Raw genomic sequence first — 12,422 nt, 5'->3', positions numbered from 1 at the left:
AGCCAATCCTACCCGGTCGCGCCGCTGGCCCGGCGCTGCTGCTACTGCCCTCAAATCTCGTTAGCAGCCTTGTACCATATTGCCCCCGCGAAGTGGTTAAACAAACGTTAACCGCACCTCATAGCTCGTAGGTGCTGGTTCCGTCAGCCCGGTCAAGGCGGATATCAACATGCAGGCACTCAGGCGACATGATGTCCAGTTCGTCGGCGGTGTAAACACGATCACGGTGGGCGATAGCTTCGGCGTAGGTATCGAAGGCGCGGCAATCGCACTCACGTTCGTACCCGGCGTTCTCGACAATTGTGTAGCGGTCCTTGGTCAATGATTTGCTCCTGTTTCCCTGAAACCCACCGGATTGGTTCGTTTCATTTTCCGCGTCGCCGGAAACGGGGGAGCCGGGTCAAGGACCGGAAGCGGGGAGGGGTATCGCCTGCGCGCACAAGGCGAGAGCCGCGGAGCGTGGGGACACCCCGCTGGAGGCCGCGCAGCGGTTTATCCTTGACCTGGTTGGGGCGGAGCCCCGCTCAAGGGTCAGCCCGGCCCGTCAGGGCTGGTCCGCTCCCGAAACAGGGGGCAGCGGCATCCAATGCGTTGCCTCGGAGCCGTACACCTTGAGCATCTTGCAGCCGGTCTCGTTGCGCACCAGATCACTGACGATGATTGTTCCGATCCAGGTCGGCTTCATGGCTTCCCCGCGAACATTCACAAAGTCGGGCTCCGTCCCAAAATAAAAAAGGCCGATAATGTTGCCTTCCAAGAGCAGCACAGGAGTGCCGTCTTTAGGTGCTGTTTCAATAGGTTGCCATCCGTCGATGTGCAGTAGCGATTTGAGGCTGTCGATTATAGCAAGACTCTTTCGTTCAATGAGCTGGCCCGGTCAAGTGGGGTATGTACTTGACCGGGCCAGAGTGAAGCCCCTTATCAAACTTCAGCCGGTTCCTTTAGAGGGGTCCGCAACCGGCTGAAGTTTGATTGGGAGGCAAGGGGCTCCGTATTCGATGACGAGGTTTCCCCGAAGGGGAAAGGCCGCCCTGCGGGAGCTTTCGCAGGGCAGCCCTTCAATGAGCAGCGTTACGCTGCCTCTTGAATGACTTCCTCGGACGCAGGAGCTTCGTCTGTGAAAGTCATGATGTTCGGTACCCAACGCTTCCCGGCGACTTTTTCGGCAGCATAGGCTGCGGCTTCCTTTTTCTTCATTTTGAGAACGGGCGCGGCAGCTTCCTCGCCGCAGGCCTGCACGAGACTGTCATGGATGACATCGAGCTTGACGCGGGCGAAGTAGGTTTCGGCGGTCGGCTGGAAGTGATCCGCCATGTCAAGGTCTAGGGCCGCGCCGATCCGGTTGCCATGATCCACGCCCGCGCCGTTGAAGCCGTCGCCATGGCTGATAGCGTTGATTGTCTGGGCGACAAGGAAAGCTTGCAGCCGAAGCAATTCCTCCTGCGACACCCCCATGCACCAATCCCAAAGGTCGGCCGGATTGACGGGCAAAACCGATTTCCAACTTTCACGGACGCGTTCAATGGCATCGAGGTCGGCGCACTGGCCCGCGTCTTTGATGTCTGTTTCAAGGCATGCGCTGTCGAGCGACACTTCAACCGCCCCATGAGTCCATGCCGCCCGGTGCTCGTACAGCGTCTTGATCGCCATGGAGTGAACGCTAACAACAAGGGCCAGGTTCGGGTTCCGGGCAAGCTCAAGACGGAGCGCTGCGGTCTTGCGAGCGGTCAACTCGGCGACCAGTGCTTTCGAGTGATCGGAACCGACCTTTTCGTCTGACGCTGTATCAGAGCTAGCTTGTGCAGCCACTTTCACGTCCTTCGGATCGATCAAGCCCCGTTCAATGCGCAGATCGCCATGATAGCCAAGCGACAGGATTGCCCCGGCCTTTGCCTTCTGCTCGTCGCTGAACTCCGGTTTCCACGCGGCGCGGAAGTCCTCAAGAGCGTTTTCCGCTGCTTCGAAGGCAAGCCGGTCGTCTTCGTCTCCGGACTGGTCGTAAACATCGCCAGTTGTCTCAACCGCGTTTTCCAGTGTTTCGAGATGCTTCTGTTCCTCGTCGGACAGATCGCGAGCCATGGGATAGACACGACCGTATTTCTGCATGTCCGTGTAGTCGATTTCCGGCTGATAGCGGCACCACTTCCAGCCTTCGCCAGCAACCTCAAGGGTGAGTGCGTCGATCTTTTCGGCCACGAGTTTATCAATCAGCGCCCCGTCTTCGGCATATCCGCCATCTGTATTAAAGAGGTCACAGATCACCGTGGCGCCCGCTTCGCGGACAGCATCGAGGCCGTCAAGGAACTTGATGCGTTTGTCGGATGCGGGAATTTTGCCATCGGTCAACGCCTGACGAATTTCGCGGCTGCTGCGATAATACGGCGAAAGGTTATCCCAAACCCGTTCCTGCTTTTCATGATCCTCGCTGACGGTGAACGCCTGCAATTGGGCAAGTTCCATGTCTCCCTTTTCGAACATCTCGAACAGACGAGGGGAGACGCGGGCCAGCTTGAGGCGCTTCGTCACGACAAGCTCGGTTTCGCCGAAACGGGTTGCGATTTCACTGATGGTCTTGCCATCGTCGGCCATCTGTTTGAAAGCCCGGTATTCATCGGCAGGGGTCATGCCCTCGCGCATGATGTTTTCGGCAAGGCTGATTTCGGTCGCGTCGGCCTCGTCGCTTAGAACGCACGTCACCTTGACGGATGCGGGCATTCTCTTGTTGGAAATCAAGTGTTCAATTGCCCGGAACCGACGCCCGCCTGCGGTCACAAGGTAGGTTCCCTTTTTCTCGCCTGGGCGAACGACAAGGTTCTGCAGGACGCCAACTGAGGCGATGCTTTCAGCAAGCTCAAGGATGCCTGCCTGCGTGTAGGTCTTGCGGACGTTCTTCGGATCAAGCGCCAGCTTCGAGAAAGAAATTTCAAGGCGGTTTGTGTCGGTCTTGGTCATTTGGTTTGCTCCTGTTTCCATGAAACTTGACCGTTGCGGCTCGTTTCATTTTCCGCGTCGTCGGAAACGGGGGAGGGCGGTCAGGGACCGGAAAGGCGGAGGGGTGTCCCCGTGCGCACAAGGTGCAGCCGCGGAGCATGGGGAGACCGCCGTTCCGGCCGCGCAGCGGTTTATCCTTGACCGGCCCGGGGGCGGAGCCCCGCTAGCAAATCAATGTCTGGCGCAGCCAGGCAGATATCTGCAAAGCAGATCCAGCGCGAACGATCGTTCCCCGAATGGGCCGAGACAAAGACGGTTTCCGTCGCTGGACGGTCTTGTCGGCGGGAGGCTCTTTGAGACTTTTGCCGGCATTAGACAAGTCCCGGCAGAAATCGTGTTTGGCTCGGTGGAGGTCGCGAAGCGGCCGGAAGAGAGCGTGGTCCGGTAGGACGCGACCGCTAACCACAGGATTTTCGACAAATGAAGGTCACACCGCTCTCTTTGGTAATAAACTCAGAAAATACCTTTGTTTTGGTCACATTGCAGAAATAATAAATGGCACGTAAGACGTTTCATCGTAGTGTTATCTGAACAACTATCGACCTCCTTTTTCGTAAAACGCCCTGCCCATAGGAATAACCATGACCAATAAACCAGAGAACGACATCGCGCTGGATGCAGCCTGCATTGAACTCACCAGCGATATCGTTTCGTCCTATGTGTCCAATAACACCGTTGCCGCCCCTGATTTGGCGGGCCTGATAGCTTCCGTGCACAAAGCGCTCGTCTCGGCCGCGCAGAAGACCCAGGAGCCGAAAGTTTTGGAATTGGTGCCTGCTGTGCCAGTCAAGAAGTCCGTCGGAAACGATTTCCTTATCTGTCTGGAGGACGGCAAGAAGTTCAAATCGCTAAAGCGGCATCTTCGGACCCACTACGACCTGACGCCGGAAGAATACCGGGCCAAATGGAACCTTCCGGCGGATTATCCGATGGTTGCGCCAAACTATGCTGCTGCGCGCTCTGTACTTGCCAAGAAAATGGGCCTAGGGCAACAACGGGGTAAACAGACGCGAAGGCCCCGTAACAAGTAGGGTGGGCAGCTGAAAAGCTACTTGATGAGCGCCTTCCTTGTGCGCCTGATTGCGGCGGTCAACCTTGCCGACAAACCGCTCGTGAACCACATAGCACTCCCGTTGTGGCACATGAGTTACGACGCCAGAGCGGCAGGGAACCGGACTCCGGATCGGCGCAGCTTTGAGATAGGTCAGTATATGTGGGCTTTAGGCATTTACGCTGAGGGCAAGAATATCCGGGAGCTTCTGCCGCTCTAACAAGCTCGAGCGCTTACCGCAATCGGTTGCTGGTAGCGGATCAAACTGGAGTGTAGCGCGCCGCGACATTCGGACATGGAGTCGCCGATTAGGCTCCGCCGCAAGCCGATACAAACGGATGGTTCGCTCGAACTGTGATAGCTGATGACCTAGAACTACCCCGCAGATATCTATTGGGGGGGATGCTATTAGGTCTCAAAGTGACGGTCTATTTTTTAAGGAGCAAAGCAAATTTCTACTGACCTCCCACCCACAAAGACCCTCTTCGCCTGACTTCCTAATCGCCAGCCGTCTTGGAACCCTGAACCCGTGATCTGCACGATGCGAATATCGGGTACTTGCCGGACCTAGTGGTCTAATCCCGACCCTTCGTTCCCCACCCGAGTAATGTTTGTATGACCACACTGGATAATGCGGACTTCTGCTCGGAGCGCTGCGGTAACTAACCTCGCATGTGCCTCACCAAACGTCGCTCCGATTCAATGCGGATACGCAGGTCGAAAGCCCTCGGAGGACCGGTATCTGTTCTTCCGTCAAACACTGTCCTATCCACCCATGAGGGTAACTTAGCGGCAGGGGCGCTCGGGCCTGATCTTCCGTGATCGGCAGGAATCCGATTCGTCCGTAATAGTTTGGATCGCCGTAGGTGATAGCAATCTGGATTCCCTCGGAGCGCAGTGCCCCCAGGGCGTAGGAGAGAAGGGCTTGGCCAATGCCTTGTCGCTGACACCCAGGCACCACCGCCATCGGAGATAGTAGGAAAACGATATGTGGGTCGTCCGAGTAGGTCAGACGGGTGAAGATTGCCGCACCAATGGCATCGCCTTCACCTTCGGCGCAGAATACGCGGATGTCGTCCGTTGGCGTTTCCGTAAGTAGATCGCGAACCAAGTCGCCAATCAGCGCCCCTTCATCGGCCCCCTCCGAAGCCGTGAAGGTCGTAGCGAATAGTTCAATGAGCGCTTGCTCACGTCCAACAAAGCCGTTCGTGATCTTCAAGGTCAGCTCCCTGTTTTGATCGGACTTACTGCACTTCGGACATTTTCCGCAACTGCTGCCTCTTTCGAAGAGCCCACTCCTTGAAAAGGTCTGCGTTGAGTTCGAAGCCGACTGTGTCCGTATTCCCTACAGGTGTCCAAGTCGCGCCGCTTGATACTTAGCCGGGAACCCCAAGCGCCTGAAAGCCTCGGTTTCGGCTGGCGATTATTGCACCTGGATCCGCGCGCCAGACGAAGGGCTTTGCCTCCACTTTCCCGTGAAGGTCATGATCGCCTGCGTACCGACACTTTCGACGGTTAGCAGGACAATTCGCACCCGCCAGACGTGCTTCTAGTCCGCATTCCGATCAGAGGCGATTGCTCCGAACCTTCGGCGGTCCGAAGCCGAAACAGCGATAAAAATGTCCGATCGCCTAGCGCAGATTTGCCCAAATGCAATCAGACGTGACTCTAAAATCGGACTCTTCCGTCTGGTCATTCCACTGGCCAAATTCTTTAATGAAAAGTTACTTCTGAAAGTTTTCGTGTTGTCCAAATAAGTACTAAACTTGACATTTTACGCCATTCGAAACGTGATCACGCTCAACACTACGTAGCAGTACGTATTAAATCTCATTAGTTGTATTTATTCTCTATCTTAACAACTGTTCGTTGAATATTTCTATGATTTCTTGGCATTTTTCGGGTTTGATATGCGATTTTAGTAGCATATTATCAATTATATACTGGCTACGTTCACCTAAAGTAATTTTTGTTTAACTTGATCAAGCATAAAAATTTGCAACGCCTGTATCTCTGGGGGGATCAAAGGAATGTTGAGAATTTTAGACGGCGCAGCTCAAGCGACCCTGGACGCAATCAGCCAGTCCCAAGCGATGATCGAATTCAAACCCGACGGCACGATCCTGACGGCGAATGAGAATTTTCTTCGCCTCATGGGCTATACGCTTGAAGAAATCCGGAACAAGCATCACAAGATCTTTGTCGACGCAGAGTATTCAAACAGCTCTGACTATCGAGATTTCTGGAACAAACTTGCAAGCGGCGAATCCTGGTCATCGGAATTCTTGCGGTTTTCGAAGAGCGGCGATGAAGTGTGGATCCAAGGCTCCTATAACCCGGTCAAGAACCGGGCTGGCCGCGTTGTCAAGGTGGTGAAGGTTGCCACCGATATTACTGATGAAAAGCTCAGGAACGCGGATTACCTTGGACAGGTCAACGCGATCAGCCGGTCTCAGGCAGTCATTCAATTCGACTTGACCGGCAAGATCCTGGACGCGAACGACAACTTTCTGTCCGTGGTGGGTTACTCGCTCGACGAAATAAGGGGCCAGCACCACAGCCTGTTCGTTGAGGCCGAATTCCGCTCGAGCCCGGAATACAAGCGCTTCTGGCAGGACCTTGGCAACGGCGAGTTCAAGGCGGACGAATTCAAGCGTATCGGCAAAGGCGGCAAGGAAGTTTATATCCGTGCAACCTATAACCCGATCATGGATGCAGCGGGCCGCCCCTACAAGGTGGTGAAATTTGCCACCGACGTCACGGCCCAGGTGCGCGAGCGTCACAGACGCATCAACACGCAGCGCGAAATCGATGCGGACCTTATAGAGATCGCGCGGGCAATTGCCGAGACGACCCAGCAGGCCAGCAGTTCAGCCTCCGCATCCGAGCAGACGTCTTCCAGTGTTCAGACTGTTGCAGCAGCTTCAGAAGAGTTGGTGGCGTCTATTCAGGAGATCAGCCGTCAGGTTCAGGTCGCGCTTGATGTATCCCACAAGGCCGTTGGCGAAGCCGAACGCTCCAGCCAGATCATGTCTGGGCTCTCGGAAGACGCCAAGACGATCGGCTCGGTGATCGAACTGATCGATGGAATCGCAAACCAGACCAACCTTCTGGCGTTGAATGCGACCATCGAGGCCGCGCGAGCGGGAGAAGCCGGCAAGGGCTTTGCGGTCGTCGCGTCCGAAGTCAAAAGCCTGGCCTCGCAAACAAGCAAGGCGACAGAAGAAATCTCGGCACAGGTGAATTCCGTGCAGCAAACCACGGATGATGCTGTGACCGCGATTTCGAACATCATGGAAGTGATCAACAGCATCGGTGAGATTGCTGCCAGCATTTCGTCGGCGGTCGAGCAACAGGCGGCTGTTACGAACGACATTTCATCGAACATGCAGGCAGCAGCTCAAGGGGTTGAGTTGATCACCAACAACATGCAGGCCATCTCTTCGGCAACAGCGCAGATCGACGCTTCTACTCAGAACGTGAGGCAGGCGTCCCAGTCTCTGCTGTAGCATCGATCTGGTTTCGCCAAGGCAGAATTGAAGTGTCTTGGCGAACACAGATAGTTTGGTCGTCCTTCTCGACCTCTTTAAGTTTAGTACATGAGACGTATGCGACCTGACTATAAAAGGTTGATGACAATGCAAAACAAACCCGCAGATCCTGCCGCCTTTGCTTTGCTCAACCTGCGAAGCCTTCGGGTTCGTCTTGCAGTCGTTTCGGGGCTGTTTGTGTTATTAGCAGTTGGATTAATACTTATAGTTTCATCAAAAACTACAAGTGCGGATGCTTCATCGCACATACTATTTTTAACGTTGATTTCATTGCCGCTATTCAGCTCCGCAATCGTTTACTTTCTGCTGGGACGAGTGACGCGACCTATTATGGAGCTCAAGAAGTGCGTGGAAGCGTTCGGACAAGGATCTCAAGAAACAACACCAGCATTAGACTGCGATTGCGAAATAGGTGAACTTGCTGACGCATATCGCACGATGGTGACCAAGCTAAACGAGCATAGCAACCGACTTCAAGAATTAGCTTTCATTGATCCCCTCACAGGGGCACAAAATCGTCTGAAGCTAAGCAAAGATATTACAAATAAGATCAAGGGAGGATTAATTCTTGCTATCGAAATAGAAAACTACAAAAATCTAATTGACCGGCTTGGTTTTCATTTAGCCGATGAATTCTTGCTTGAAATTGTTAATAAGTTACGCTGCTTTTTTGAAGAACAAGGCTTCAAAAGGACACTTAGCGCGAACTTCGATGACTGCAAGCATTTCCAACTTTATCGTTTCTCGGATCAAAAATTCATAATCATCCTTTTCGATGACGCGCCGAACACTGCTCACTCTCGCGAACTTATTCGTGATTTATTCGATATACTCGAAAACTCCATATCTATCAGAAACCAGCGTATCTCTCTCAAAACCTCGCTTGGAGCTGTCGAGGTTGAGGGGAGTCAGTTGTTAAATTTGAACCACATCCAAAATGTCAAATATTCGCTAATCAAAGCAAAAAAACTTGAGAAACGTTTCTACTTCTCTCGCAACGCGGAAATAGAAGCTGAGATAAAACAAAGAGACACTCTTGAGGCTTCTTTATCAAATGCTTTTGAACGACACGAGTTCGAGGTCCACTATCAGCCTAAGTACTCTTTGGCGGATGACAGCTTGTGTGGCTTAGAGGCGCTGGTGCGGTGGAACCACCCTGAGCTTGGCTTGCTGTTTCCGGGCAGTTTTCTGCCAATAGTTGAAAGTTCGGGGAACCTGGGACGTATCGCTGAAGAGGTCCTTAGGATCACGTCCAAAGACATTTCCAATAACGCAAATACAGCGTTAATAAGTCAAAAGATTTCCATCAACATCTGCCCTTCGCAGTTTTTGGATGAGAATTTTTCGAAGAAATTCTTAGACCAATTAAATGGGTTAGGAGTCGCTCCCGCTAATTACGAATTGGAGTTAACCGAAACCGTCGCGCTGCGAGATACAGACATAGCTGAGCGCCACATGTCTGAACTAAAAAACGCCGGCTTTTCGATTTCGATCGATGATTTCGGAATGGGCTTTTCTAATCTGTCACAGTTATCAAGATTACCATTCGATTGTCTAAAGATAGACAAGTCGCTCGTTGATGGACTTGTCGATAAGAAAAACAATCGGACGATCATCGGATCGATTATTAGGATGGCACATGGCCTAGAGCACTACGTCGTTGCGGAAGGCGTTGAGAACCCAGAACAACTAAAAATCTTAAGGGAACTCGGGTGCGACGCTGTTCAAGGTTACTACGTGGGCCGACCCGCCTCCCTTTCGGACTTGCTTTCACCGAATGACACTCGCCAATCGGCTCACCTTGCTTTTGGCGCTTATGGATTGGCTTGAATTGGTCTTCTGCGGATAGTGTGGTCAATGCGAGGCGTGTTGCGAGACTAGGATATTGTGGAACTCGTGCCCGCTGTGCCTGTCAAAAAGTCCGTCGGAGACGATTTCCTTATCTGTCTGGAGGAAGTCAAGAAGTTCAAATCGCTGAAGCGGCATCTTCGGACCCACTACGGGCTGACGCCGGAAGCATACCGGTCCAAATGGAACCTGGCTGCCGACTACCCGATGGGCGCGCCAAATTATGCAGCGGCCCGCTCTCAACTCGCCAAGCAAATGGGACTGGGTCAGAAATGAGCTCAAAACGGCTGGAAACCGGCTAAAAAGTAGCTCTTGAAGACAAGACCTCGAACCGAAGCGCCTGAACCCGATGCAGGTTCGGTCAAACAATGCATGTGTCGAGGATCTTGACTTTAATGCCACTGGGTAGCACCTTCTTGGGGAAGGAGACTACCCGTGAGCAAAAAATCCTCGATTTCGTTGACCGAACAACAGGATGCCTTTGCGCGCTCTCTTGTTGAATCCGGCCAATATTCAAGCCTAAGTTCGGTTCTGCAACAGGGCCTGGAACTATTGCGCCAGAAAACCGAGATGGAGTCCCTCGAAACACAGGCTCTCCGCGAGCTCATCGGGCAGAGGATGAACGGTCCTGCTGTGTCTGCGACAGACATGGAGACTCGCGTGGAAGCCATGATCGAGCGAAAGCGGCGTGGCCTGCGTGTGGACCCTTGAGTATTCGAGCGCCGCTGAGCGCGACTTTGAGCTGATCTTCGATCACCTGTTTGAAACCTATACCGATCTCGGGGAGGACCGGGCGTCGGCATTCGAATGCGCGGCCGAGCGCGTAAGATCTATCCGGTCCTCCATCGATCGGCTCGCGGAAACGCCGTTCATAGGCACGCTTCGACCGGACATCTTGCCGGGCCTGCGTTTCGTGCGCCGCGATCAGGCCGCAGTGTGGTTTCTTGCCGATTCCTCCGACAACAAGATCTTTGTTGCCGCCATTTTCTACGGGGGTCAGGACCACATCAGGAAAATGCTGACCCGCCTGCTGTCTGACTGACCGCCGATCTTGTGCCTGTCCACGCCCGGTCACCCGAACATTCAGATGGACCAAGGTCTGCTCCGACCCGAACCGTTGTAACCGCCGGAGGCCTGGGCGAGGGAGCGGAACAGGAGGCCGCCCACCTGATCAAGCCCACTCAGAGCATTGCCTGAAGCAATTTTGCTGTGGTTGGCATTCGCTGCAAACTCGCCAAGATCCTTGTTCTCCACGCTGAACCGGACTCAATCGCCAGCTGGTAAGCTTCTACCAGATCGTCGGGTCTGGTTTCGCTCAAGGCTTCGATCAGGAATGCCGCCTGTGCCCGATCCTTGTGTGCTTTGAGCGCGTCCGGTCTGCCTTGTCTTCGGTCAGCGACAATCAGCTTGTGAACTGCGAAGCGTTCCGGTTTCGGGATTTGCACCAACACTCCGGATCTATACAGAAAGGGTACTCGAATTGGGTCGGCAGTCAGGTAATTGAGAAAATGCAGACTTTGAGCGTTCACCCCAAGGGTGGGAAGATCGCGGATGCCTTCGTTTTCTTCAAATGAAGGCGTCAGGAATTCCACCAACGTCTGGCGATTTGACTGCCGCCAACGCCAGGTTTTGCCGCTCTCAAGCGTTGGCAGCGGATCGAAGTGAAGTTCGGAAAAGACCTCTTGCAACGGCAGTTCTACTGTATCGGCGAGAGCCAGGGACAAGCGCTCAAAACTCGCGATGTCGATATCGTCTGTTGTTGCCGATTGATCGAAACCAATCCGGACGCCAAGCTCTCCTTCATAACAGCGAAAGGCATGCGTGCCGACGATCGTACCTCCCAGCCGAAAGACACCGGCTTTCGCCATTGCCGAGACAACCTGACCGGATCCTACATCCGCGAACAGATACCCTTCGGCTCGCAGCACACGCATCAACCTGGCGCGCTCGAGATTTGCCAGCTTGGCAGCATCTGCGTTTTCAGTTTGCCGGTTCAATCGGTTGCGCAGCTTGGGGGTGTCTTCACCGTTGTAACGATCGACGATTTTGTTGCCGATGCGAAAGTGGTCATACCAGTAGGTTTTCGTGCCGATGATTTTCGATCGAGGCACTCCTCGGAGGTCAGAAACAGCACGGCCAATCAAAGATTGTCGCACGTCAGTCCAAGCTGCAATACCGATTGCGCTATGATAGCTCACGGACACACTTACCCCACAAAATTTTTTCTGTGGGGTATTGTTCAGTGGCTGTTCTAAAATGAAAAAGCAGCGTGCTCGATTGTCAGGCGACCATCCTAAGAGCACGCTGCAGTCACAATGCACTTGATCAAAGGTGCCGTGAAATAATATCTAATTTCTGCCCAAGTCGAAATTCCGTATTTTTACCAAAATAAGAAGTGAAAATTTGCTTCAGTATTTTTTATATAGAATTTTACGCACTTCTTTTTGCAGTTTACTAGCTCTAACGATCATTAATCAAATGCTCTAGTCCATTTCCAAGTTTGCTAAGATTGCGTTTCTGAACACCCTTGGAACCGATTTTGAAAGATTTTTTTGCTTTTCCTACATAGACTTATGTGGTCACAAGGAAAAAACGAATTCGTTTTTTCATCTCAACCACCAGTCGCTTGCTTTCCGCAGGGTTATATATCAATCATTAAGCATTGTTAGCACGTTATTAATGATCAAATGTTGCGTGCATTCATTGCAAAGAATAGATCTGGTCGGATATCGGAAGATGCCCGACCAGATCGACTTGGACTTTTACTATCACCCATCCTCCTGACAGACCGTCGCGTGTTTCAGCCGGCATCACTGTATGCCTGGGTCAGGGACCTGTGCCGGGACTGCAGCAGGGCATCCTGGATCGGAATGTCCCTATTGGCCGCTGCAGTCAGAAAGACCAACCGCAAACCGTGAGCGGAAAAAATTTGCGCAAGCGGACTGGGAAACGCGCAGCCGAAACCTACATAACATCATTAT

The 12,422-nt window shown here is 53.1% G+C and carries 10 protein-coding genes and 1 pseudogene; 6 read left to right on the top strand and 5 right to left on the bottom strand.

What is annotated here, in order from left to right; translation table 11 throughout:
* Positions 1 to 118: 118 nt before the first annotated feature.
* The 3 genes from ACYQ6M_RS28170 to ACYQ6M_RS28160 all read right to left on the bottom strand — a co-directional run bounded on the left by ACYQ6M_RS28170 (position 119) and on the right by ACYQ6M_RS28160 (position 2,952).
* Positions 119 to 322: a hypothetical protein gene (locus tag ACYQ6M_RS28170; protein ID WP_460077040.1), complete on the bottom strand. Its 204-nt coding sequence runs from the start codon at positions 320 to 322 to the stop codon at positions 119 to 121.
* A 222-nt stretch (positions 323 to 544) separates the two neighbouring features.
* Positions 545 to 685, bottom strand: coding sequence for a hypothetical protein (locus tag ACYQ6M_RS28165; RefSeq protein WP_460077037.1), 141 nt, complete (start codon positions 683 to 685; stop codon positions 545 to 547).
* Positions 686 to 1,071: 386 nt separating this feature from the next.
* The gene (locus ACYQ6M_RS28160; protein ID WP_460077035.1) at positions 1,072 to 2,952 is read right to left on the bottom strand and encodes a ParB/RepB/Spo0J family partition protein; all 1,881 of its coding nucleotides are present in this window, start codon (positions 2,950 to 2,952) and stop codon (positions 1,072 to 1,074) included.
* Positions 2,953 to 3,572: 620 nt separating this feature from the next.
* Here ACYQ6M_RS28160 and ACYQ6M_RS28155 point away from each other — a divergent pair.
* Positions 3,573 to 4,022 carry a Ros/MucR family transcriptional regulator gene (locus tag ACYQ6M_RS28155; protein ID WP_460077032.1) on the top strand — a complete coding sequence of 150 codons (450 nt, stop codon included), beginning with the start codon at positions 3,573 to 3,575 and terminating at the stop codon, positions 4,020 to 4,022.
* A 699-nt stretch (positions 4,023 to 4,721) separates the two neighbouring features.
* Here ACYQ6M_RS28155 and ACYQ6M_RS28150 read toward each other — a convergent pair.
* Positions 4,722 to 5,261: a GNAT family N-acetyltransferase gene (locus ACYQ6M_RS28150; RefSeq protein WP_460077029.1), complete on the bottom strand. Its 540-nt coding sequence runs from the start codon at positions 5,259 to 5,261 to the stop codon at positions 4,722 to 4,724.
* Positions 5,262 to 6,072: 811 nt separating this feature from the next.
* On the opposite strand from ACYQ6M_RS28150, the gene ACYQ6M_RS28145 reads away from it, so the two are divergent.
* The 5 genes and pseudogenes from ACYQ6M_RS28145 to ACYQ6M_RS28125 all read left to right on the top strand — a co-directional run bounded on the left by ACYQ6M_RS28145 (position 6,073) and on the right by ACYQ6M_RS28125 (position 10,483).
* The gene (locus ACYQ6M_RS28145) at positions 6,073 to 7,551 is read left to right on the top strand and encodes a methyl-accepting chemotaxis protein (RefSeq protein WP_460077027.1); all 1,479 of its coding nucleotides are present in this window, start codon (positions 6,073 to 6,075) and stop codon (positions 7,549 to 7,551) included.
* A gap of 129 nt (positions 7,552 to 7,680) precedes the next feature.
* On the top strand, positions 7,681 to 9,423 hold the full coding sequence (locus ACYQ6M_RS28140) for a putative bifunctional diguanylate cyclase/phosphodiesterase (protein WP_460077024.1): 1,743 nt from the start codon (positions 7,681 to 7,683) through the stop codon (positions 9,421 to 9,423).
* A gap of 63 nt (positions 9,424 to 9,486) precedes the next feature.
* Positions 9,487 to 9,717, top strand: a pseudogene (locus ACYQ6M_RS28135) (Ros/MucR family transcriptional regulator); the annotation flags it as partial.
* Between the two features lie 159 nt (positions 9,718 to 9,876).
* Positions 9,877 to 10,152 carry a ribbon-helix-helix domain-containing protein gene (locus tag ACYQ6M_RS28130; protein ID WP_460077022.1) on the top strand — a complete coding sequence of 92 codons (276 nt, stop codon included), beginning with the start codon at positions 9,877 to 9,879 and terminating at the stop codon, positions 10,150 to 10,152.
* Entirely contained in the window at positions 10,139 to 10,483 is a 345-nt protein-coding gene (locus ACYQ6M_RS28125; RefSeq protein WP_460077148.1) for a type II toxin-antitoxin system RelE/ParE family toxin, read from the top strand. The genes ACYQ6M_RS28130 and ACYQ6M_RS28125 overlap by 14 nt, the downstream gene beginning before the upstream one ends.
* Before the next feature lie 139 nt (positions 10,484 to 10,622).
* On the opposite strand, the gene ACYQ6M_RS28120 is transcribed toward ACYQ6M_RS28125, so the two are convergent.
* Entirely contained in the window at positions 10,623 to 11,639 is a 1,017-nt protein-coding gene (locus ACYQ6M_RS28120; RefSeq protein WP_460077020.1) for a nucleotidyltransferase family protein, read from the bottom strand.
* Positions 11,640 to 12,422 lie beyond the last annotated feature (783 nt).

The sequence above is a fragment of the Roseibium sp. ROS1 genome (genome assembly GCF_054658215.1).
Note: the sequence above shows the minus strand (reverse complement) of the source record. Positions and strands in the feature narration are given on the sequence as shown.

Bases quoted from the DNA above. Each gene is read 5' to 3' on its own strand.
- ACYQ6M_RS28140 (WP_460077024.1), top strand. From the start codon at position 7,681: ATGCAAAACAAACCCGCAGATCCTGCCGCCTTTGCTTTGCTCAACCTG.
- ACYQ6M_RS28145 (WP_460077027.1), top strand. From the start codon at position 6,073: ATGTTGAGAATTTTAGACGGCGCAGCTCAAGCGACCCTGGACGCAATC.
- ACYQ6M_RS28165 (WP_460077037.1), bottom strand. From the start codon at position 685: ATGAAGCCGACCTGGATCGGAACAATCATCGTCAGTGATCTGGTGCGC.
- ACYQ6M_RS28160 (WP_460077035.1), bottom strand. From the start codon at position 2,952: ATGACCAAGACCGACACAAACCGCCTTGAAATTTCTTTCTCGAAGCTG.
- ACYQ6M_RS28155 (WP_460077032.1), top strand. From the start codon at position 3,573: ATGACCAATAAACCAGAGAACGACATCGCGCTGGATGCAGCCTGCATT.